The 22754-nt window shown below is 46.9% G+C and carries 21 protein-coding genes; 2 read left to right on the top strand and 19 right to left on the bottom strand.

Features of this window, described 5'->3' with window-relative positions:
* Positions 1 to 8: 8 nt before the first annotated feature.
* From hisA to hisB, 3 genes are all read right to left on the bottom strand, one after another.
* Complete coding sequence (gene hisA, locus ICN11_RS05505; RefSeq protein ID WP_216229521.1) at positions 9 to 770, bottom strand: 1-(5-phosphoribosyl)-5-[(5-phosphoribosylamino)methylideneamino]imidazole-4-carboxamide isomerase; 762 nt, start codon at positions 768 to 770, stop codon at positions 9 to 11.
* A 20-nt stretch (positions 771 to 790) separates the two neighbouring features.
* Positions 791 to 1453, bottom strand: a complete 663-nt coding sequence (hisH, locus tag ICN11_RS05510) for an imidazole glycerol phosphate synthase subunit HisH (RefSeq protein ID WP_216229522.1) — start codon at positions 1451 to 1453, stop codon at positions 791 to 793.
* Positions 1454 to 1515: 62 nt separating this feature from the next.
* Positions 1516 to 2103: an imidazoleglycerol-phosphate dehydratase HisB gene (gene hisB, locus ICN11_RS05515; protein WP_216229523.1), complete on the bottom strand. Its 588-nt coding sequence runs from the start codon at positions 2101 to 2103 to the stop codon at positions 1516 to 1518.
* A 126-nt stretch (positions 2104 to 2229) separates the two neighbouring features.
* On the opposite strand from hisB, the gene hisC reads away from it, so the two are divergent.
* The gene (hisC, locus tag ICN11_RS05520) at positions 2230 to 3303 is read left to right on the top strand and encodes a histidinol-phosphate transaminase (RefSeq protein WP_216229524.1); all 1074 of its coding nucleotides are present in this window, start codon (positions 2230 to 2232) and stop codon (positions 3301 to 3303) included.
* 35 nt (positions 3304 to 3338) lie between these two features.
* Here hisC and hisD read toward each other — a convergent pair whose 3' ends face one another.
* From hisD to ICN11_RS05600, 16 genes are all read right to left on the bottom strand, one after another.
* A complete protein-coding gene (hisD, locus tag ICN11_RS05525; RefSeq protein ID WP_216229525.1) occupies positions 3339 to 4661 on the bottom strand; it encodes a histidinol dehydrogenase in 1323 nt (440 codons plus the stop codon).
* An 11-nt stretch (positions 4662 to 4672) separates the two neighbouring features.
* Positions 4673 to 5299 (bottom strand): ATP phosphoribosyltransferase, encoded by a 627-nt coding sequence (hisG, locus tag ICN11_RS05530; protein ID WP_216229526.1) that lies wholly within the window; start codon positions 5297 to 5299, stop codon positions 4673 to 4675.
* A gap of 20 nt (positions 5300 to 5319) precedes the next feature.
* A complete protein-coding gene (gene murA / locus ICN11_RS05535) occupies positions 5320 to 6594 on the bottom strand; it encodes a UDP-N-acetylglucosamine 1-carboxyvinyltransferase (RefSeq protein WP_216229527.1) in 1275 nt (424 codons plus the stop codon).
* A gap of 33 nt (positions 6595 to 6627) precedes the next feature.
* Positions 6628 to 6876 (bottom strand): BolA family protein, encoded by a 249-nt coding sequence (locus ICN11_RS05540; protein ID WP_216229528.1) that lies wholly within the window; start codon positions 6874 to 6876, stop codon positions 6628 to 6630.
* A 68-nt stretch (positions 6877 to 6944) separates the two neighbouring features.
* The gene (locus tag ICN11_RS05545) at positions 6945 to 7733 is read right to left on the bottom strand and encodes an ABC transporter permease (RefSeq protein WP_216229529.1); all 789 of its coding nucleotides are present in this window, start codon (positions 7731 to 7733) and stop codon (positions 6945 to 6947) included.
* On the bottom strand, positions 7730 to 8482 hold the full coding sequence (locus tag ICN11_RS05550; RefSeq protein WP_216229530.1) for an ABC transporter ATP-binding protein: 753 nt from the start codon (positions 8480 to 8482) through the stop codon (positions 7730 to 7732). The genes ICN11_RS05545 and ICN11_RS05550 overlap by 4 nt, the downstream gene beginning before the upstream one ends.
* A gap of 1 nt (position 8483) precedes the next feature.
* The gene (locus tag ICN11_RS05555; protein WP_216229531.1) at positions 8484 to 8744 is read right to left on the bottom strand and encodes a lipid asymmetry maintenance protein MlaB; all 261 of its coding nucleotides are present in this window, start codon (positions 8742 to 8744) and stop codon (positions 8484 to 8486) included.
* Between the two features lie 12 nt (positions 8745 to 8756).
* Entirely contained in the window at positions 8757 to 9404 is a 648-nt protein-coding gene (locus tag ICN11_RS05560) for a phospholipid-binding protein MlaC (protein WP_216229532.1), read from the bottom strand.
* A gap of 73 nt (positions 9405 to 9477) precedes the next feature.
* On the bottom strand, positions 9478 to 10224 hold the full coding sequence (locus ICN11_RS05565) for a VacJ family lipoprotein (protein ID WP_216229533.1): 747 nt from the start codon (positions 10222 to 10224) through the stop codon (positions 9478 to 9480).
* Positions 10224 to 10706: an outer membrane lipid asymmetry maintenance protein MlaD gene (gene mlaD / locus ICN11_RS05570; RefSeq protein ID WP_015420274.1), complete on the bottom strand. Its 483-nt coding sequence runs from the start codon at positions 10704 to 10706 to the stop codon at positions 10224 to 10226. Before mlaD ends, ICN11_RS05565 begins: the two co-directional genes overlap by 1 nt.
* Before the next feature lie 21 nt (positions 10707 to 10727).
* Positions 10728 to 11525 carry a lipid asymmetry maintenance ABC transporter permease subunit MlaE gene (gene mlaE / locus ICN11_RS05575; protein WP_216229534.1) on the bottom strand — a complete coding sequence of 266 codons (798 nt, stop codon included), beginning with the start codon at positions 11523 to 11525 and terminating at the stop codon, positions 10728 to 10730.
* Positions 11522 to 12388, bottom strand: a complete 867-nt coding sequence (locus ICN11_RS05580) for an ABC transporter ATP-binding protein (RefSeq protein ID WP_370623605.1) — start codon at positions 12386 to 12388, stop codon at positions 11522 to 11524. The genes mlaE and ICN11_RS05580 overlap by 4 nt, the downstream gene beginning before the upstream one ends.
* 10 nt (positions 12389 to 12398) lie before the next feature.
* Positions 12399 to 13862 (bottom strand): glutamate synthase subunit beta, encoded by a 1464-nt coding sequence (locus tag ICN11_RS05585; protein ID WP_216229535.1) that lies wholly within the window; start codon positions 13860 to 13862, stop codon positions 12399 to 12401.
* Positions 13863 to 13900: 38 nt separating this feature from the next.
* On the bottom strand, positions 13901 to 18646 hold the full coding sequence (locus ICN11_RS05590) for a glutamate synthase-related protein (RefSeq protein ID WP_216229536.1): 4746 nt from the start codon (positions 18644 to 18646) through the stop codon (positions 13901 to 13903).
* A gap of 194 nt (positions 18647 to 18840) precedes the next feature.
* Entirely contained in the window at positions 18841 to 19545 is a 705-nt protein-coding gene (locus tag ICN11_RS05595; protein ID WP_216229537.1) for a transposase, read from the bottom strand.
* Positions 19546 to 19557: 12 nt separating this feature from the next.
* A complete protein-coding gene (locus tag ICN11_RS05600; protein ID WP_216229538.1) occupies positions 19558 to 21894 on the bottom strand; it encodes a penicillin-binding protein 1A in 2337 nt (778 codons plus the stop codon).
* A gap of 140 nt (positions 21895 to 22034) precedes the next feature.
* On the opposite strand from ICN11_RS05600, the gene ICN11_RS05605 reads away from it, so the two are divergent.
* Entirely contained in the window at positions 22035 to 22715 is a 681-nt protein-coding gene (locus ICN11_RS05605; RefSeq protein WP_216229539.1) for a hypothetical protein, read from the top strand.
* Positions 22716 to 22754: the final 39 nt, after the last annotated feature.

Consider the following 22754-nt stretch of genomic DNA (forward strand, 5'->3'; position numbering starts at 1 on the left):
TCAGCAATCTAGATAATTTTCTTGGCGAACTTGAGTGTTAATTCATCAGCAAATCTTTGCGCTACGGTTAAATCTAAATCACCAGCGTAAATTGAGCGTCCAGCAATGACACCCATAACGCCTTCACCTTCAGCTTGACACAAGGCTTCAATATCTTGGTTATTAGATAGGCCACCACTGGCAATTACCGGAATCCGAATAGCTTGCGCCAATTTAACTGTAGCATCCATGTTGATGCCTTTCATCATGCCATCGCGACCAATGTCGGTATAGATGATTGCTTCAACACCATAATCTTCAAACTTCTTAGCAAGATCGATCACTTCATGACCCGTAATCTTGCTCCAACCATCTGTTGCTACCTTGCCATCACGCGCATCTAAGCCCACCATGATGTGGCCAGGAAAAGCGGTGCAAGCATCTTGCACAAATCCAGGACTCTTTACAGCGGCAGTGCCAATAATCACCGTACTAATGCCGTCATCCAACAAACGTTCAATCGTTTCGAGATCGCGGATGCCACCACCCAATTGAACTGGAATCTCATCACCTACTGCCTTCAAAATTGATTTGATTGCAGATTCATTCTTCAACTTGCCAGCAAATGCACCATTCAAATCGACAAGATGTAAACGACGCGCCCCCTTACTGATCCAATGCGCAGCCATTGCCCCTGGATCTTCAGAAAAAATAGTGGCTTTATCCATGTCACCCTGTTCGAGTCGAACACAGTGGCCATCTTTTAAGTCAATCGCGGGAATCAGCAGCATAGCGGTAGGTTAGAAAAGTATTAAGGTTGCCAAGAAACAAAATTTTTGTAGAGCTTTAATCCGTATTCTGCACTTTTTTCTGGATGAAATTGCGTTGCAAAAATATTATCCCTTGCAACCGCAGAAGTAAACCAATCGCCATATTCAGTTGAGCCTGCAATATCTTCTTTGCGCTGCGGCACAACATAGTAGCTGTGTACAAAATAAAAACTGGTCAAATCTGGAATGCCATCCCATATTGGGTGCTGGCGATCCTGGCGCACTTGATTCCAACCCATATGGGGCACTTTGTACGCAGAGCCATCTGGCTGTAATTTGCCGGCCAATTCAAAACGCCGAACTTCACCAGGAATCAATCCCAAGCAAGGTGTCCAGGCGGTATTAGCGCTTGTTCGTACTTCTGCACTTTGATCAAACAACATTTGCTCACCCACGCAAACACCTAAAAGGGGTTTATTTTTGGCGGCATCTAGCAGCGCCTCCAATAAGCCAGACTCTTCGAGATGCTTCATGCAATCGGGCATCGCACCCTGACCTGGAAGTACTACGCGCTCTGCAGAGATGATTTCTTCAGGAGTATGCGCAATCACTACATTGGCATCGGGAGCCACATGATGAAAGGCTTGATATACAGAACGGAGATTGCCCATTCCGTAATCAACGATCGCAATGGTTTGCGCCAATTGTTAGCCTATGTTCTGTAGTTTGTTGACAGTCTTCTACTCAATACTAGAAATTTTCTAGATTAGAGGCTGCCCTTAGTGGAAGGAACAACACCGGAAGCGCGTGGATCCAACTCCAAAGCCATGCGCAATGCACGGCCAAAGGCCTTGAACACAGTTTCAATCTGGTGATGAGCGTTAATGCCACGTAAGTTATCGATGTGCAAAGTGACTCCGGCGTGGTTTACAAAACCACGGAAGAACTCAATGCTGAGATCCACGTCAAAGTCACCCACGCGTGCACGGGTAAACGGAACATTGAACTCCAAGCCTGGACGACCAGAAAAGTCGATCACTACGCGCGAAAGGGTTTCATCCAAAGGCACATAAGAATGGCCATAGCGAGTAATACCCGCTTTATCGCCAACTGCCTTTGCAAATGCTTGACCCAGGGTAATGCCCACATCCTCAACGGTATGGTGGTCATCAATATGGGTGTCGCCTTTAGCAATCACTTTGAGATCGATCATGCCGTGACGGGCAATTTGATCCAACATATGGTCTAGAAAGGGTACGCCAGAGGCTAGCTCAGCTTTACCTGTGCCATCTAAATTGATGGCAATTTGAATTTTGGTTTCCGAAGTGTTTCGGGTAACGTCGGCTTGCCGCATGCTTCAGTGCGCCGCGAGGCGAAGTGTTGATTGAAGCCTCATAATATCATTCCTAATACAGATATAAATGCCGATTTTGATTGCTAGCGTTTATTCACTTTTGCTGATTTTTGACTAGAGTCCCTCATGAGCCGCTTTTGGAGCCCCGTTGTTCAGACCCTCACCCCTTACGTTCCTGGGGAGCAACCGCAAATGGAGCGGCTGGTAAAGCTCAATACGAATGAGAGTCCCTACGGCCCTTCCCCCAAGGCCCTAGCCGCCATAAATCAGCAAAATACGGATGATTTAAGGCTTTACCCAGATCCTGAAGGGCTAGCCCTTAAACAGGCCATCGCTGATTTACATGGCCTAAACACTAAACAGGTGTTTTTAGGAAATGGTTCTGATGAGGTCTTAGCCCACGTATTTTTAGGCCTACTCAAGCAAGCTAAGACCATTCAGTTCCCCGATATCACCTATAGTTTCTATCCGGTCTACTGCAAGCTCTTTGGAATTGACTATCAAACTATCCCCCTGGGCGCTAATTATGAAATTCAGACAGAGAATTTCAAAACCCCTAATGGCGGGATCATTTTCCCTAATCCCAATGCTCCAACAGGTCGAGCTATTCCGCGCTCAGATATTGAGACCCTACTCAGCAGAAATACAGATTCAGTAGTGGTCATCGACGAAGCCTATGTGGATTACGGAACTGAGTCCTGCATCCCCCTTCTTCGCGGCAGTGCTTGCCCAGAAAACCTCTTAGTTGTTCATACCCTATCCAAGTCACGCGCCCTAGCGGGATTACGCGTTGGATTTGCAGTGGGACACCCGGCTCTCATTGAAGGTCTAGAGCGAGTCAAGAATAGTTTTAACTCCTACCCACTGGGGCGCTTAGCTCAAGCTGGAGCGATTGCAGCAATACAAGATCAAGCGCATTTGGAATCCACAAGCAAAAAAGTGATTCAAACTCGCGACCGTCTAGTTTCTGAATTGGCCTCACTGGGGTTTGATACGCTGCCATCAACAGCCAACTTTATTTTTACGCGTCATCCTAAGCATGCCGGTGCAAAGCTGTATCAAGCTTTACGCGATCGCGGAATTATCGTTCGTCACTTCAAGTCACTACGGATTGAAGAATTTTTGCGCATCACTATCGGCACCGATGATCAAACAAATGAATTGATTGCAGCTCTGAAAGAAATTCTGGCTAGCTCGTAAGCCAGCTTCACTACATTAGATTTTTATTTCTGAATTTATTTTTTCAGGCGCATCTCAGCCGCACGAGCGTGAGCCGTCAGGCCTTCACCATGTGCGAGAGTACTAGCTACAGCGCCTAGCGTTTGAGCACCCGCCTCACTAACTTCAATCATGCTCGAACGCTTGATAAAGTCATACACACCCAATGGGGAAGAGAAGCGTGCAGTGCGTGCGGTAGGTAAAACGTGGTTTGGGCCTGCACAATAATCACCAAGAGATTCACTAGTGTAGTTACCCATAAAGATAGCACCAGCATGACGAATTAACTCAGCCCATTTGCGTGGCTCAGTTGCACAAATTTCTAAATGCTCGGCAGCGATCGCGTTGGCAATCTCGCAAGCCTCAGCCATATCCTTCACCTGAATTAATAAGGCGCGATTAGTAAGTGATGCTTCAATCACTTTCTTTCTCGGCATCTCAGGCAATAGCTTGTTAATGCTTGCTTGCACTTGCTCAATAAATTTCTCGTCTGGACAAAGCAAAATAGATTGCGCTAACTCATCGTGCTCTGCTTGAGAAAACAAATCCATCGCAATCCAATCTGGGTTGCTAGAACCATCACAGAGAACCAAAATTTCTGATGGGCCAGCGATCATGTCGATGCCAACAATACCAAAAACTCTGCGCTTGGCAGCTGCTACATAGGCATTACCAGGGCCAACAATCTTATCCACCGGCGGAATAGTCTGCGTGCCATAAGCTAAAGCACCAACGGCTTGCGCACCACCAATCGTAAAGACGCGATCAACACCAGATAAATAGGCGGCAGCTAAGACCAAAGGATTACGAGCACCATCGGGGGTGGGCACCACCATGATGACTTCTTTGACGCCAGCCACTTTTGCGGGAATCGCATTCATCAATACAGAAGAGGGATATGCCGCCTTACCGCCTGGGACATAAATACCCACGCGATCTAAGGCCGTTACTTTTTGACCCAAGCGTGTGCCATCAGCCTCTTCATACTCCCAAGAGTGACAACCCGCTTCGATCTTTTGCCTCACGTGATACGCGCGCACTCTTTGCGCGGCAACATCTAAAGCATTTTTTTGTTCGGCTGATAAGCCTTCGTAGGCTTTTTTTAATTCCTCTTGAGAAATCTCTAACTCAGTAACACTAGCCACGTTTAAGCGATCAAACTGCTTTGTGAAATCCAGTACCGCAGTATCCCCACGCGCTTTAACTTGCGCCAAAATTTTGACTACCGCAGCATCAATTGCCTCATCATCCGCCATTGGCAAAGAAAGGCTAGAGAGCAGGGTTTCTTTAAACCCTGCATCTTTGCTACTAAGGCGTTTGACTTTGACTTGCGCTGACATGTGAATGTTCTTTACTTCAACAATTCAAAGAATGGCTGGAGCTGTGTGCGCTTACGCTTATAAGAAGCCTGATTAACAACCAGGCGAGCACTGATATCGGCAATAGGCTCAACCTCAACCAAGCCATTAGCGCGCAAGGTGTTGCCAGTGGAAACTAAGTCCACAATCGCATCCGCCAAACCAACTAATGGGGCCAACTCCATCGAGCCGTATAAATGAATCGTATCGATGTGCACGCCTTTATTAGCAAAGTGCTCACGCGCGCAATTGACATACTTGGTTGCGACTTTTAAACGAGAGCCTTGCTTTACGGCGGCAGCATAATCAAAACCTTCTTTAACGGCTACTGACATACGGCATTTAGCGATGTTCAGATCAAATGGAACATACAGACCATCGGTACCGTTTTCCATCAATACATCCAGACCGGCAACTCCAAAATCAGCACCACCAAACTGAACATAAGTTGGAACATCCGAAGCGCGCACAATGATGAGGCGCACATCTGGGTTGGATGTCTCAACAATGAGTTTGCGTGACTTTTCTGGGTCCTCAAGCGGACGAATACCGATCTTAGATAAGATCTCAGCAGTTTCTTCGAAGATGCGCCCCTTCGAGAGGGCTAAAGTTAACTTCATGGACTAATTATCCATCAGGCTTACTTGATTCGCTGAATGTTGGCACCTAAGAGGGTCAACTTTTGCTCCATGCGGTCATATCCACGATCTAAGTGATAAATCCGGTCAACCTGGGTTTCGCCTTGGGCAGCCAAACCTGCGATCACCAAGCTGGCTGATGCGCGCAAATCCGTCGCCATCACGACAGCCCCCGAAAGCTTTTCCACACCCTGCGCTATCGCCGTATTGCCCTCAATTGCAATATCAGCCCCGAGACGGTTCATCTCCTGGACGTGCATAAAGCGGTTTTCAAAGATCGTTTCAGTAATCGTGGCATTGCCCTGGGCAATCGCATTAACCGCCATGAGCTGCGCCTGCATGTCCGTCGGGAAGGCGGGATATTCAGAAGTGCGGAAACTAACCGCTTTAGGACGGCCCTTCATAGAAGCTTTAATCCAATCAGGGCCCACTTCCATTTCTAAGCCAGCCTCTTTGAGTTTGACGATCACAGCATCCAATGTATCTGGGCGACAGTGCTTCACCAGCACCTCACCACCAGCAGCAGCAACTGCGCATAAGAATGTGCCCGCCTCAATACGGTCTGCAATGACGGCATGTTCTGCGCTGTGGAGTTTTTCAACACCCTCAATCACTAAGCGATCACTGCCGATGCCGGTAATCTTGGCACCCATTTTGACGAGTAACTCAGCCAAGTCACCTACTTCAGGCTCTCGTGCAGCATTTTCCAAAATGGTTGTGCCTGATGCCAAAGTAGCAGCCATCAATAAATTCTCAGTGCCGGTGACAGTGATCATGTCAGTCAAGATCGAAGCGCCTTGCAGACGACCCGTAGCAGATTTAGTTTCTGCCTGAATGTAGCCACTCTTAATCTTGATCGTTGCACCCATGGCTTTTAGACCCTTGATGTGCTGATCCACTGGACGTGCGCCAATGGCGCAACCGCCTGGCAGAGAAACCTTAGCGCTATGCATTCTGGCGAGCAAGGGGCCCAGCACCAGAATAGAAGCACGCATGGTTTTAACCATCTCGTACGTTGCTTCAGAGCTCTTAATATTGGCTGCATTGAGCACAACATGATTGCGATCATTCGCATCCGGGAATGCAACAGTCACGCCAATTTCTTGGAGGAGCTTGAGCATGGTTCGCACATCTTGCAAATCTGGAACATTACGCAAAGTAATTGGTTGGTCCGTTAGCAAGCAAGCGCACAAAATTGGAAGCGCTGCATTCTTAGCGCCAGCAATCACCACTTCGCCCTTAAGCGGAGTGCCGCCAACCATTCGTAATTTATCCATGAATCTATTCCAGTAAAAAGCTAATGCCGTATTTTATGTTGGGGTATTTTGTGCGAACTCTTCAGGAGTAAACGCCTTGATTGATAAAGCATGAACTTCCGCTTTCATGCGATCACCCATTGCGCCATATACCAATTGATGACGCTGAATCAAGCGCTTGCCTTCAAACTCCGGGCTCACAATCGTCGCGAAGAAGTGCTGTCCATCGCCTTCAACTTTCACATGAGTACATGCGAGGCCTTGCTGAATATAGCCCTCAATTTGTCCTGGGGTTGGCAACATCACAATCTCCTGATTTCTAATTTCTTAACGATTCTCTAATACAAATTTTGAGGCAAGTTCAATGTAACTTAGTTCCTGAGCTTGTAGCCTTTTTGCAGTAAACGCAAAGCAATCACAGAGACCACAACAAAGAAGCAAGCCACAATTGCCAAACTATTCCAAGGGGAAGTATCTGACACCCCAAAGAAGCCATAACGGAAACCATCAATCATGTAGAAGAATGGATTGAAGTGCGACACCACTTGCCATGCTGCTGGTAAGGAGTGAATGGAGTAAAACACTCCCGATAACATTGTCGCCGGCATGATGATGAAATTCTGGAAGGCTGCTAATTGATCGTATTTATCGGCCCAGATACCGGCAATCAAACCCATACTTCCTAAAATTGCAGCGCCCAAAAGAGCAAACACCATGATCCATAAAGGATATTCAAAGGATGGCATAGCGAACCATGCGGTAATCAGTAAGACACCAGAGCCAACGACAATTCCACGGAACACCGCGGCCAAGACGTATGCGGCATAAAACTCCAGGTGGCTAAAAGGAGCCAGCAGGACAAAAACCAGATTGCCAGTCACTTTGGACTGAATGAGTGATGAGGAGGTATTTGCAAAAGCGTTCTGCAAAACGCTCATCATGACTAAGCCAGGAATCAAGAAGGCCGTGTAATTGAGGCGACCATACACTTCCTTACCCTCAAGCACATGACCGAAAATCATCAGGTACAAAACAGCAGTGAGTACTGGCGCCGCAACCGTCTGAAAGGCTACTTTATAAAAGCGCTTAATTTCTTTTCGCAAGAGGGTTGGAAAGCCGCTGCCATATGAGATTGGTAGCTTACTCAAAGTGGGCTTCATCGAGCGCCCCCGGACATGATGTTGACAAACACATCTTCGAGATCCGTCTTGCCCTCGCCATCTTTTTTCACTGAACCATATTGACTCAGTAAATTTGCGGTTGTGTCCAAAGCAACAATCTTGCCTTGCTTAAGCATGGCGATGCGCTGACACAAAGCCTCAGCCTCTTCAAGGTAATGGGTTGTTAGGACAATGGTGTGCCCATCTTGATTTAGGCGACTGATAAATTGCCAGAGGGATTGGCGTAGCTCTACGTCAACACCTGCTGTTGGCTCATCCAAAATAATCACTGGTGGTCTATGAACTAATGCCTGAGCCACCAATACTCGACGCTTCATGCCGCCAGAGAGGGAGCGCATATTGCTATCAGCCTTACCAGTGAGATCCAAGTTGGCCATGATCTCGTCAATCCAGGCATCGTTATTACGAATACCAAAATAGCCCGACTGAAATTGCAAGGTCTCTCTTACGGTAAAGAAAGGGTCAAAGACCAACTCTTGCGGAACCACTCCCAGCATTCGGCGAGCCTCACGAAACTGACTTTGCACATCAGCACCCATGATGGCGGCATGGCCGCTATCTGCGGTAACTAATCCAGCCAGAATCGAGATCAGTGTTGTCTTACCCGCCCCGTTGGGACCAAGCAGGCCAAAGAACTCGCCTTGCTCAATTGATAAAGAGACATCATCTAGCGCTTGTAACGCGCCATAATTTTTTGATATGTTTTTAATCGATATTGCAGAGTGCATGCTATGACAAACCTAGCAGCTCGGCAACACCATATACGCCAGCCAATACAGTTAATTTTTCAGGTGCATTTTGCACCGAAATCTGCTGTCCATCAGCTTGTAATTTTTTCTGCCATGCCAATAAAATAGTTAAGACTGTGGAATCAAAGTCTTTGAGATTGCCGCAGTCAATCGTTCTTAGCGCAGCTAAATTCAGTAAGCCATCTTTTTCTAACTGCAACACATTATCTTGTGTCACTGAAGCGGGCAATAAAAATGGCATTTGTATTTATCTTTAGTTTGCTGGCTTAGCAGCAGCAAGTTGTTTATTTCGGTCTTGCAAAAACTTCACCAAACCATCAACACCATTCTGACTAATTTGATTTGCAAACTGATTGCGATAAGCCTCAACCAGCCAAACGCCCATGATGTTCATGTCATAGACCCTCCAGCCATTGGCTGTTTTTTCCAGGCGGTAGTCAAGCGGCACTGGATCGCCACGACCAATTACCACGGTTTTGACTACCACTTCCTTGTCATCTGGAGCAGCACGCAAAGGTTTAAATTGGATGGTCTGATCACGCAATTGGCTTAAAGCACCAGAGTAAGTGCGAATTAGTAAATTCTTAAATTCGCCAACCAATTGGGCTTGCTGCTCTGGGGTTGCTTTTTTCCAATTTGGGCCCATCGCCATTTCAGTTGTGCGGCGCATATCGGTATAAGGAACAATTTTCTTTTCTACCAAATCAACAATGCGTGGAATATTCCCTTTTTGAATTTCGGGGTCAGACTTTACAGAAGCCATCACATCAGAAACTACGGTCTTAATCAAACCGTCGGGCGTGGACTGGTCAACTGCTTGAGCAGAAACACTGCCGGCAAACAAAAACAGACTTGATAGCAATACTGAAAAGTATTTTTTAATGGTTTTTTGGCTTTTCATGCGTCCTCGATTAATGCTGGTCATTGGAGCCCATTTTAGCCCTTAAAGGAAATCAGCTTAGGCTTGATCGCCTTTATTCGTAGGGGTTTTCGTAAACCGGCATAAGGGGCTCTTTATCGTCGCGCCCTTCGTTAATCTGATATTCACGTCGCTGAATATAGGCATCTCGCATAAAGCTGTACTTATCGATTGCAGCGCCATCCAATAGGTCACCTGCCTCGTAGTACGTATTACGCGCATTCACCACGCGCAAACCAGTAATACTGTTACGAAGCGCAACATCTGGCAGCAATCTAAATAAGTAATCAGACTCCATGTCGGCCGCCGTTCCAAAGGTGTCGCGCACATTACTTGGCCCAAATAATGGCAAAACAACATAAGGGCCGGAGGGAATACCCCACACACCAAAGGTTTGGCCCCAATCTTCCTTATGCATTGGTAGGCCGCCAGGCGTTGCCATATCAATTAAGCCACCCAAACCAAAAGTGGTATTGACCACCACCCTCATCAAGTCACTAAAGGCATAGTCGGGCTTGCCCTGCAACAGGTTCTGCAGTGCAGTGTAGATATCACTGTAGTTACTAAAGAAATTATAGATGCCGTCTCGCACAAACTCTGGCAAGACAAAACGGTAGCCAGCCACTACCGGCTTGAGTAAATAGGCATCTAAGCCTTCATTGAACTCAAAAACGGAACGGTTAAACGGCTCCCACGGATCATGTGGAGAAGGCTCCACTCCAGCAGGAATAGAGGCGCAACCCACCATGACAGCCACCAAGCCAAGCAGCACGAGACGTTTAATTCTCACAAGCCACTGCATTATTTTTCAGCGCCCTTATCTTTACCGCTATCGGCAGCCTTGTTATATAAAAACTGGCTAATCAGATTTTCAAGAACCACTGCGGACTGCGTCTGAGTGATCTTATCCCCAGCGAGCAACATGTCATCAGAGCCGCCAGCCTCAAGCCCAATATATTGCTCACCCAACAAACCTGAAGTCAAAATCTTGGCCGCAGAATCTTTAGGGAACTTATAGGCATCCTCAATTGTCATGGTGACGGTAGCTTGATAGGTCTTGTCATCAAAGGAGATATTGGCAATGCGACCAACAACGACACCCGCACTTTTGACTGGTGCGCGTGGCTTTAATCCACCGATATTGTCAAAACGCGCAGAAATTTTGTAAGTAGGCGCAAATGAAACGGCATTCATATTGCCGACCTTCAATGCTAGAAACAAAGCAGCCAGCAAGCCAATGGCTACAAAGATCCCGACCCAAACATCAATTGCACTTTTTCTCATAAGAGTCCCAGTTTATTCTTTCTAATTCGAGAACATCATTGCAGTCAGCAAGAAGTCCAGCGCTAAAACCGATAAGGAGGAAATCACCACTGTTCTAGTGGTGGCTTGCGATACGCCCTCAGGTGTAGGTTTTGCTTCATAGCCTTGATACAGCGCTATAAAGGTCACCGCCACACCAAATACCAAGCTTTTAATCAGGCCATTGCCAATATCAGAGAAGAGATCTACCCCGCCCTGCATCTGTGACCAGAAGGCGCCAGAATCAACCCCAATTAAGGGAACCCCGACAAAGTAGCCACCCATCACACCAACAGCCGTAAAGATCGTTGCCAAAATTGGCATCGCAATAATGCCGGCCCATAAGCGCGGCGCAATCACGCGACTCAATGGATCTACCGCCATCATTTCCATGGCACTGAGCTGCTCACCGGCTTTCATCAAACCAATCTCTGCGGTCAGGGATGTGCCAGCGCGACCAGCAAATAACAAAGCCGTAATGACCGGGCCCAGCTCACGTGTCAGCGACAAGGCAACCAATAAACCCAGCGCCTGCTCTGAACCATAACGGTTGAGGGTGTAATAACCCTGCAAGCCCAAAACAAATCCAACAAATAAACCAGATACCGCAATGATCACAAATGAGTGATTTCCAACAAACAGAATCTGATCAGAAACTAAGCGAGGTCTTTTTAATAAAAAGCCTGAGCGCCAAATCACTGCAGCGAACATGCGTGCAGCTAGACCAAGACTGGTTAAGTTGCGACGAACAAAAAAACCAAGGTCGCCGAAAAGATCTAAGGCTTTATTTAGGATGCTCATTTCAAGCTCACCCCAAAATCTTCTGCAAGGCTTTGGCCTGGATAGTGAAAAGGTACAGGACCATCCGGTGAAGCATCTAAGAATTGACGCACAAAAGGATCGCTTGATCGACTCAACTCTTCTGGCGTACCTTCGGCACCAATGCGGCCATTGGCAATGAAATAAACATAATCGGCAATTTCAAATGTTTCTTCAACATCATGTGTAACCAATAAGCTCGTTGCGCCCAGAGCTTGATTCAAATCCCGAATCAAGCGTGCAGTAATTCCTAGTGAAATCGGATCCAAGCCGGCGAAGGGCTCGTCGTACATGATCAAGGGAGGATCAAGTGCAATCGCTCTTGCCAAAGCAACACGACGTGCCATGCCGCCAGAAATCTGCGCAGGCATCAAATCCCGTGCACCACGCAAACCCACTGCATTGAGTTTCATGAGAACCAAAGAGCGCAATAGTTCTTCACTTAAATCAGTGTGTTCACGCAAAGGAAAGGCAACATTTTCAAAAACACTCAGGTCGGTAAAGAGCGCTCCGAACTGAAAGAGCATTCCCATGCGGCGACGGGCTGACATCAATTCGCCGCCGTTCATTTTGCCAATGTCATGGCCTTCAAATAAAACTTGACCAGACTGCGCGGCGAACTGACCACCAATCAATCTCAAAATAGTTGTCTTGCCACAACCAGAACCACCCATCACTGCAACAACTTGGCCGCGACGGAACTCCATATTGAGTCCCGATAAAATTTGTCGCTCACCCGGGGCATAGGAAAAGTTGACGTCCTTAATTTGAACTACAACTTCGCCATGGCCACCGCTAGAGGTTTTTTGCTTCACTTCCATCGAGTTGGAATGGCTACTGTTCATATCCTCGATATTATCGCGGTAGAACAGAAGACCCCATTAAATACTCATCGACTGCCAGGGCTGCTTGACGACCCTCACGAATCGCCCAAACCACCAAAGATTGTCCGCGACGCATATCACCAGCAGCAAATACCTTTGGAACATTGGTTTGATACGCATTTTGGCCATCAACTGTGGCTTTTGCATTGCCGCGAGCGTCTTTTTCAACGCCAAAGGCATTGAGAACCTGAGCTGCAGGTGACACAAAGCCCATGGCCAAGAACACTAAATCTGCCTTGATCTCGAATTCAGAATTTGGCATTTCTGACATCTTGCCGTCTTTCCACTCCAAACGCACACAGATTAATTTCTCCAATTTGCCGTCTTTACCTTCAAAACGCTTTGTAGCAACAGACCAATCACGCTCACAACCTTCTTCATGCGAAGAAGATGTACGTAACTTAGTCGGCCAATATGGCCATACCAAAGGCTTGTTTTCAGTTTCTGGTGGCTGTGGCAACAATTCAAACTGAGTAATCTTGGCTGCGCCATGACGATTAGAGGTTCCAACGCAATCAGATCCAGTATCACCACCACCAATTACTACTACATGCTTACCAGCTGCAGAAATTTCGTTTTTGAAATCGCCTGCATTTTCTTTGTTCTGTGGAATCAAGAATTCCAAAGCGTAGTGAACGCCCTTCAACTCGCGGCCAGGGACTGGCAAGTCACGTGGCTGCTCAGATCCACCGCTAATCACAACAGCGTCAAAATCTTTCATCAACTGATCAGGTGAAACGGTTTTTGTGGAATAGTTTTTAACTTCAGCACCAATTGCCTCTTTACCCACAAATACGCCAGTCTCAAACTTCACACCCTCGGCTTGCATTTGCTCAACGCGACGGTCGATCAGCCACTTTTCCATCTTGAAATCAGGAATGCCGTAGCGCAACAATCCGCCAACACGATCATTCTTTTCAAATACGGTAACGTCATGACCCACGCGCGCCAATTGCTGTGCAGTCGCCATACCTGCAGGGCCGCCGCCAACAACGGCAACTTTCTTGCCGGTCTTGGTTTTGGATGGCTGCGGCTTAACCCAACCATTTTCCCAGCCCTTATCAATAATGGCGTGCTCGATTGACTTAATGCCAACCGCGTCACTATTGATTCCTAAGGTACACGCAGCCTCGCAAGGTGCTGGGCAGATACGGCCAGTGAACTCCGGGAAGTTATTGGTTGATTGCAAAACATCTAATGCATTCTTCCAATCACTATGAAATACCAAGTCATTGAAATCAGGGATGATGTTATTAACAGGGCAACCGTTATTACAAAAAGGAATGCCACAATCCATACAGCGTGCGCCCTGTACTTTGGCTTCATCATCCGTTAATGCCGCAACGAACTCTTTGTAGTGATGGAGGCGTTTAACGGGAGCTTCGTAGGTTTCATCTACGCGCTCAAACTCCATAAATCCAGTGACCTTACCCATATCGAATCCTTAGTATCTTTTCTTAATGTCTATATTGATTAAGCTGCAACAGTTTTGTTTTGCGCTTTTTCCCACAACTCACCAAGAGCACGTTTGTACTCGGTAGGCAGCACTTTCACAAAACGGCCGCGGGCATTTTCCCAATCAGCTAAGAGTGCTTTTGCACGCTCTGAACCGGTGTGGCGGAAATGACGCTCGATCAAACCTTTCAGAATTTGCTCATCAGTCATACGCTCGCCACCATCCTTCACATCAACAGGGGCATGCCACTGTGACTGAGGCACCTTGGCAATCTGTTCAGCGGATGGCAACACTTTTTCCAAAGTCGCCATGCTGGTATTGCAACGCTTTTCGAAAAGGCCATCTTCGTCATAAACATAAGCAATACCGCCGCTCATACCTGCTGCAAAGTTACGGCCAGTTGCGCCCAATACCACTACAGTGCCGCCAGTCATGTATTCGCAACCATGATCGCCAGTGCCTTCAACTACAGTAGTCGCACCAGAGTTACGAACTGCAAAACGCTCACCAGCCACACCATTGAAGAAGGCTTCGCCGCCGATCGCACCGTAGAGAACAGTGTTACCAACAATGATGTTCTTGGCTGTATCGCCACGGAACTCGTGTGGAGCACGCACAATCACACGTCCACCAGACAAGCCCTTACCAACGTAGTCATTACCGTCACCAACCAAATCCAAAGTGATGCCGCGTGCCAAGAAGGCCGCGAAACTTTGACCAGCGGTACCATTCAATTGAATATGAATCGTGTCATCAGGCAAACCAGCATGGCCATAACGTTGAGCAATTTCACCGGAGAGCATTGCGCCAACAGTACGGTTCACGTTCTTCACTGGGACAATGAAAGAAACTTTCTCGCCACGTTGCAATGCAGGCTCACTCTTCTCAATCAGAATGTTATCGAGCGCACTGCCTAAGCCATGCTCTTGAGTCAGGATCTGGTAGCGCGGAACATCTTTAGCTACATTAGGTTCAGCAAAAATCTTGCTGAAATCTAAGCCATGTACTTTCCAGTTCTCAATACCTTTACGGGTATCTAAGAAATCAACGCGACCGATCAAATCATCAAACTTACGAATACCGAGTTGAGCCATGATCTCGCGTACTTCTTCCGCAATAAAGAAGAAGAAGTTCACAACATGCTCTGGCTTACCAGAGAACTTTTTACGCAATTCTGGATCTTGTGTCGCAACACCAACTGGGCAGGTATTCAAATGACACTTACGCATCATGATGCAACCTTCAACAACCAATGGCGCTGTTGCAAAGCCAAATTCATCTGCACCCAACAATGCACCGATCACGACGTCACGACCAGTTTTCATTTGACCGTCAGCTTGTACGCGAATACGGCTACGCAAACCATTGAGTACTAATGTTTGTTGAGTTTCAGCCAAACCCAATTCCCATGGGGAGCCAGCGTGCTTAATAGAAGACAATGGTGATGCGCCTGTACCACCGTCATGTCCAGCGATCACAACGTGATCCGCTTTCGCTTTGGCAACACCGGCAGCAATCGTGCCAACACCCACTTCAGAAACCAACTTCACAGATACATCAGCAGCTGGGTTCACGTTCTTCAGGTCGTGAATCAACTGGGCAATATCTTCAATAGAGTAAATATCGTGGTGCGGAGGAGGAGAAATCAAACCAACGCCTGGCACGGAGAAGCGCAGCTTACCGATGTAATCGGACACTTTGCCACCCGGCAACTGACCGCCTTCACCTGGCTTAGCGCCTTGAGCCATCTTGATCTGAATCTGATCAGCGGAGCGAAGATATTCAGTAGTCACACCAAAACGACCTGAAGCAACCTGCTTAATTCTGGAGCGCAATGAATCGCCATCAAGCAAAGGAATGTTTGCTTCAACAACATCATCACCCAAAATGCTGGCTAAGGTCTCGCCCTTCTTAATAGGAATGCCTTTGAGCTCATTGACATAACGATTTGGATCTTCACCACCTTCACCAGTATTGGACTTACCGCCAATACGGTTCATAGCAATTGCCAAAGTAGCATGAGCTTCAGTAGAGATCGAACCTAAAGACATCGCGCCCGTTGCAAAACGTTTGACGATTTCTTTTGCGGATTCAACTTCATCCAAAGGAATTGCTTTAGCTGGATCAATCTTGAACTCAAACAAGCCGCGTAATGTCATCTGACGCTTAGTTTGGTCATTGATGATGTTGGCGTACTCTTTGTAGGTTTGATAACCCTTGTCGATACCAATACGAGTGGAGTGCTGTAATTTCGCAATCGTGTCTGGAGTCCACATATGGTTCTCACCACGAATACGGAAGGCGTACTCACCACCAGCTTCGAGCATATTGGTTAACACTGGGTCATTACCAAATGCTGACTGATGCATACGTAATGCTTCTTCAGCTACTTCGAATACACCGATACCACCCACATTAGATGGAGTACCTTTGAAGTAATGGTCAATAACGTCTTTGTTTAAGCCGATCGCTTCAAAAATCTGTGAGCCGGTGTAGGACATGTAAGTAGAGATACCCATTTTGGACATCACTTTTTGCAAGCCCTTACCAACTGCTTTGACAAAATTCTTTACGGCTTTTTCTGCTGACAAATCGCCAGACAAACCTTTAGCCATTTCAGCCAAAGTTTCCATTGCCAAGTACGGATGAACTGCTTCAGCGCCATAGCCAGCCAAGAGTGCGAAGTGATGGGTCTCACGCGCGCTACCAGTTTCAACAACGAGGCCAACGCTAGTACGTAAACCTTTTTCCACTAAGTGCTGATGAATCGCTGAAGTTGCCAGCAATGCAGGAATAGCCACATGCTGTTCATCAACCTGACGGTCGCTCACGATCAAAATGTTGTAACCAGAGCGAACCGCATCAGCTGCTTCGGCACACAAAGATGCTAAGCGAGCTTCAATACCTGCTTTGCCCCAAGAAGCTGGGTAGCAAATATCTAACTCATATGAGCGGAACTTACCGTTGGTGTAGTGACCGATGTGACGAATTTTGGTCATGTCGTCAAAATCTAAAATCGGCTGACTGACTTCCAAGCGCATTGGTGGATTGATGTTGTTGGTGTCCAACAAATTCGGCTTAGGCCCAATGAAAGACACTAAAGACATCACCATGTTTTCGCGGATGGAGTCAATCGGAGGATTGGTCACCTGCGCAAATAATTGCTTGAAGTAGTTATAGAGTGGCTTATTCTTATTAGAGAGCACGGCTAATGGGCTATCGTTACCCATTGAGCCAATCGCCTCTTCGCCATTCATGGCCATTGGCGCCATGAGGTACTTAATATCTTCTTGGGTGTAACCAAAAGCTTGCTGGCGATCTAATAATTTAGCTGCTGGGCGAATCGTGGTTTTTTCATCTACCAAGTCGTCTTTGCTTGCATCAACTTCGTCGAGCTTCACGCGCACCGCATCGATCCAACTCTTATATGGCTTCGCTTTGGAAACGGCATCTTTTAATTCAACGTCATCAATAATGCGACCCTGCTCCATATCAATCATGAACATCTTGCCTGGTTGCAAGCGCCATTTTTGAACAATCTTGCTCTCTGGAATCGGCAATACGCCAGCTTCTGAACCCATGATGACCAAGTCATCATCAGTCACGTAGTAGCGCGCTGGACGTAAACCATTGCGATCCAAAGTAGCGCCAATCTGGCGGCCATCTGTAAATGCCATAGCGGCTGGGCCATCCCATGGCTCCATCATTGCTGCATGGTATTCATAGAATGCGCGGCGGTTTTCATCCATCAATGCATGTTGCTCCCACGCTTCTGGAATCATCATCATCATGGCTTGTGCCAATGGATAACCTGACATCACCAACAACTCTAAGCAGTTATCAAAACAAGCTGTGTCAGATTGACCTGGATAAATCAGTGGCCATAATTTTTTAAGATCATCGCCCAACACTGGAGAGCTGATAGCACCTTCGCGTGCATTTACCCAGTTGACGTTACCTTTAACAGTGTTGATCTCACCATTGTGCGCAATCATGCGGTATGGGTGAGCCAATTCCCATGCTGGGAAAGTATTTGTTGAGAAGCGTTGATGCACTAATGCCAATGCAGATACAGTACGTGGATCTTGCAAATCTTTGTAATATGCGCCCACTTGGTTGGCTAACAGCAAACCCTTGTAAACAATGGTGCGAGCGGACATTGAAGCAACAAAATATTCTTTGCCATGCTTTAAATGTAAATCTTGAATTGCATGACTTGCAGTTTTACGAATCACATATAACTTACGCTCAAGCGCATCAGTTGTCATGATGTCGCGGCCACGTCCAATAAAAATTTGACGGATAAATGGCTCTGTCATTTGTACAGTTGGAGACATTGGCAGTTTCACATCAATGGGTACATCTCTCCAACCCAATACAACCTGACCTTCTAGACGAACAGTGCGCTCTAATTCTTGCTCGCAAGCTAAACGAGAGGCATGCTCCTTAGGCAAGAAAATCATGCCGACGCCGTACTCACCGAACGGTGGCAATTCGATACCTTGCTTAGCCATTTCTTCGCGATACAAAGTATCGGGAACCTGAATCAAAATTCCAGCGCCGTCACCCATCAATGGGTCAGCACCAACTGCGCCCCGGTGGTCTAAGTTCTCAAGAATTTTCAATCCCTGAGCAACAATCTCATGCGACTTCTTGCCCTTGATGTGGGCGACGAATCCAACGCCGCAAGCATCATGCTCATTTTGTGGATCGTAGAGACCCTGTGCGATTGGACGAAGATCTGTATTCATTTGTGTAGTCATGGTATTTCCGTGTGCCCTTGGGGCCTGATTACTTTTGGAGGATCCAATATAGGTGAATACCCATGCTGATGCAATAGAAATAAAATGAGTCTGTCCCATTTAAATCAGGTCAGCACCAAAATGAATTGCTATAAAAGGGACAGAGTCGTTAATTTAAGGCAAAACAGCAACTTACCCAATCTTGAAAAAATTATCTAAGCTATTGAATTAATTGATATTATTTTCTTAGGGCGGCCACGATGTCGAATTAATACCTGATCTGGATTGTCTTTAAATAGCTTTTGGGCGTAAATATCGCTCACCCAAGGCTTAGATCTCACTAGCGCCTCGGTAATTTGGCGATCCTCCCAGTGGGGTGCACCCTCTTTAACAAAGGCAGCCCAAGTCATTTGGCGCTCGAAAGGCGTATTACCTAACTTCCAAAAGTGCTGGTGATCAACCAACCAAGGCTCTGCATTTCCACCGATATGGGAAGCAAAGCTGGTCCACGTGGAATCTTGGGGGCTAGATTCAAAACCAGCCCTCACAGGATTTAACTCAATGTAGCGTTGGCAGCGCAAAAAATAATCTGGGTCTATTAGTGAGGAGCGATAGCGCCCCTCCCAAATAGTTCCTGAGCGGTGGTGCTGTTGATTGAAATACTGGGCATAACGCCTGCCTAGAGATTGCATCGTTTTTGCAAGCGAATCCGCGTTTTGGGGGGTTATCAATAGATGAACATGATTTGGCATCAAAGCAAAGGCGTGTACCGCACTCCCAAATTGCTTTGCAGCTTCTCGCAACCAATCTAGATAGATGCGGCGATCCGCATCATTAAAAAAAAGTATTTCTCGATTATTGCCACGCACCATGACATGCATCGCTTGGCCGGGAATAATGGTGCGCGCTTGCCTTGCCATTGCTAAAACGAACTACTGTAGTTCGTGCACACCGCCGTTATTAGAAAACTCCGGAATAAACCAATCGCCATCAACTTGAGTTACGCCCGCAGGCACTTCCCGACCTTGTTGTGGCTCATCCTTAAGCGCAGTACTCATATAAGAAATCCACATTGGCAAAGCAAGACCGCCGCCCGTCTCACGATCGCCTAAGCTTGTCGGTTTATCAAATCCAATCCAAGCAATAGCCACTACCTTTGGGTTGTATCCCGCAAACCAAGCATCATGAGAATCATTGGTTGTACCTGTTTTACCCGCGATATCACTGCGACCCAATTTCGCTCTCGCACTTCCAGCAGTTCCGGTCTTAGTAACCTCTTGCAACATGCTATCCATTACAAAAGCAGTTCTTGCATCCAACACGCGAGGCGCATCTTCTCGAGCATGGGTAGGCTTAGCTTCAAATAAAACCGTTCCTTTAGAATCCGTCATCTTATTAATTAAGAATGGATCTACGCGGTAGCCGCCGTTAGCAAACACGCTGTAAGCGGATGCCATTTGCAGGGGAGTAACAGAGCCCGCACCCAAAGCCATAGTTAAGTAAGGCGGATGCTTCTCTTTCTCAAAACCAAAACGCTGAATATATTCTTGCGCATATGATGGACCGATTGCGCGAATGAGTCGCACAGATACCAAGTTCTTCGATTTAGCTAAAGCGGTACGCAAGCGCATCATGCCTTCATATTTGCCATCGTAGTTCTTTGGCTCCCAAGCTTGGCTACCAGTTTCCATGCTGCCAATAGATAGCGGCGCATCGTTCACCATCGTGCTTGGAGAAAAACCTTTTTCAATTCCAGCAGCATAAATAAATGGCTTAAATGAAGATCCTGGCTGGCGCTGAGCCTGAGTGACGTGATTAAATTGATTGCGACGGAAATCAAAACCACCTACCAAGGAAAGTATCGCGCCCGTCTCGGCATTCATAGAGACAAAGGCCGCTTCAACTTGCGGCAATTGCGCTAACTTCCAAACGCCACCATCCGAAAGCAATCTAATAATGGCGCCAGGCCGTAAGCGTTTTTTGGGTTGAGTGCTATCTGTTAAAGAGGCGGCGGCAAGTTTCATGCCTTCACCTTTGAGCGTGATCGTATCCCCCGTTGAAATCATTACTTGCATTTCTTTTGGCTTGACATCAAGCACAACACCGGACTGCAAATCATCTAGCTGGGGGTATGCCAACAAGGCCTCATCAATCGCGCGCTGACGCTTGACGTGATCTTCTGGCAAATCAATAAATCCCTCTGGACCACGATAAGCGTGACGCAAGTCATATTCAAAAATACCGCGACGCACTGCCTTATATGCCGCATCTTGATCTGCCTTCAAGATCGTGGTGTAGACATCGATACCCTGGGAATAAATTGCTTCGCCGTATTGCGTAAACAGTAATTGACGCACCATCTCGGAAGCAAAATCAGCGCGGGTACTAAATTCATTTCCAAGACCGCGAATGTGCAACTCTTCTGCCATAGCAATTTGATACTGCTCGGGAGTGATGTACGACAAATCACGCATCCGCTGCAAAATATATTCCTGACGAATCTTGGCACGACGGAAGTTACTTACTGGGTTATAGGCTGATGGCGCTTTTGGTAAGCCAGCTAACATCGCCGATTCAGCAATCGTGATGTCTTTTAATTCCTTACCAAAATAAATTTGGGCTGCACTAGAAAATCCATAAGCCCTTTGCCCTAAAAAGATTTGATTCATGTAAATCTCGAGAATCTTGTCTTTGCTCAATTGAGACTCAATTTCCCAAGATAGGAGAACCTCGTAAATCTTGCGACTAAAGGTCTTCTCATTACTTAAGAAGAAGTTTCGAGCTACTTGCATCGTAATGGTTGATGCACCTTGAGAGAGATTGCCACGTAAATTGGTGAGTGCCGCCCTGAGAATACCTACGTAGTCCACACCACCATGGGAGTAAAAGCGATCATCCTCAATAGCCAAAACTGCATTACGCATGCTCATGGGGATTTCATTCAATGGAATCACCTTACGGCGCTCCTCCCCGAACTCACCAATCAGAACCTTATCGGCCGTGTAGATACGTAATGGTGTTTTGGGGTTGTAATCGACCAGCGCCGAGATCTTCGGCAAATTCGGCTTTGCTATTAAGAAGGCATATCCCAGCAACAATGTAATTACCACTGCAAAGACCATACTGATAATCAGTAGCGCCTTAATCAGGGGATTGCTTCCGGATTTTCTGGATGAGGCATGCTCCGCTCTAGGCTGACCAGGACGTCTATCAGGCTGTCGGTTAAACCGCCGATTTAAGGGCGGCTTGTCTTTTGGGGGTAGGGCCATAGATTCAAATTATAGGGTGCTTACGCAATTTTCCCGAAAGCTCCAAAACCCTTGTTTGAAAGATTTCGGGGTGGAATTTTCTGACGCTCAATTCTGCTTTACCTGATCGTTTTTACTATCCCCAGGGCAAACAATATGGCATGCCTCCACGCCACATTTCCCCCCAATCTTTTGATGACATTCTGAGTGAGCTGGGGGATGACCCTGCCATTCCAGACCCCCACGGCATTCGAAAATCGTCCTCTCCCCCCAGGGAGGATTTTCCACCTAAAACTAAGACCCCAAAGCCCTCTTTTCTAGCCACATCCTTTGATTTAAATAGGCTTCATTTCAATCCGATTTGGATCCTTGGCGCCCTCTTATTCATCTGCGGGGGCAGCCTATTTTTCTATTTTGACCTTAATAAATCTGGTGCTGAAAGGGAAATAAGTGGCCTACAAAATCAGCTATTGGCCCTCAAGAAAGACTTTGAGTTATCTCAGAGCGAATGGGAACTTGAGAGAGGTGATCTATATGAGGCAATAGATGAAATAGAAGTGAGTATTCACTCAATAGAGATAAAACCAGCAACCCAGGCACCTCAAAGCAAGCCAGTAGTCATTCCGTATGAGGCTGATCTTCGTCGCTGGAGATATTTAGGTATCACTCGCATGGAGGCCGTGGAGCAAGCTTTTTTTCATACCGGCAAGTCCACTAGGATGGTGGCCAAACAAGCTCTAACTTTGGGGGAATGGCGCTTGACCCAAGCTGAAAAAGAGATGGCTGTCTTGACTCACCCCAGAGGTAAATCTATCACCTTTAAGTCAACCCAATCAGAGTAACTTTATTGAAGATCTTACAAAAATCTCGTGTCACCCTAC

It is taken from the genome of Polynucleobacter sp. 78F-HAINBA, assembly GCF_018882325.1.
Lineage (GTDB): Bacteria > Pseudomonadota > Gammaproteobacteria > Burkholderiales > Burkholderiaceae > Polynucleobacter.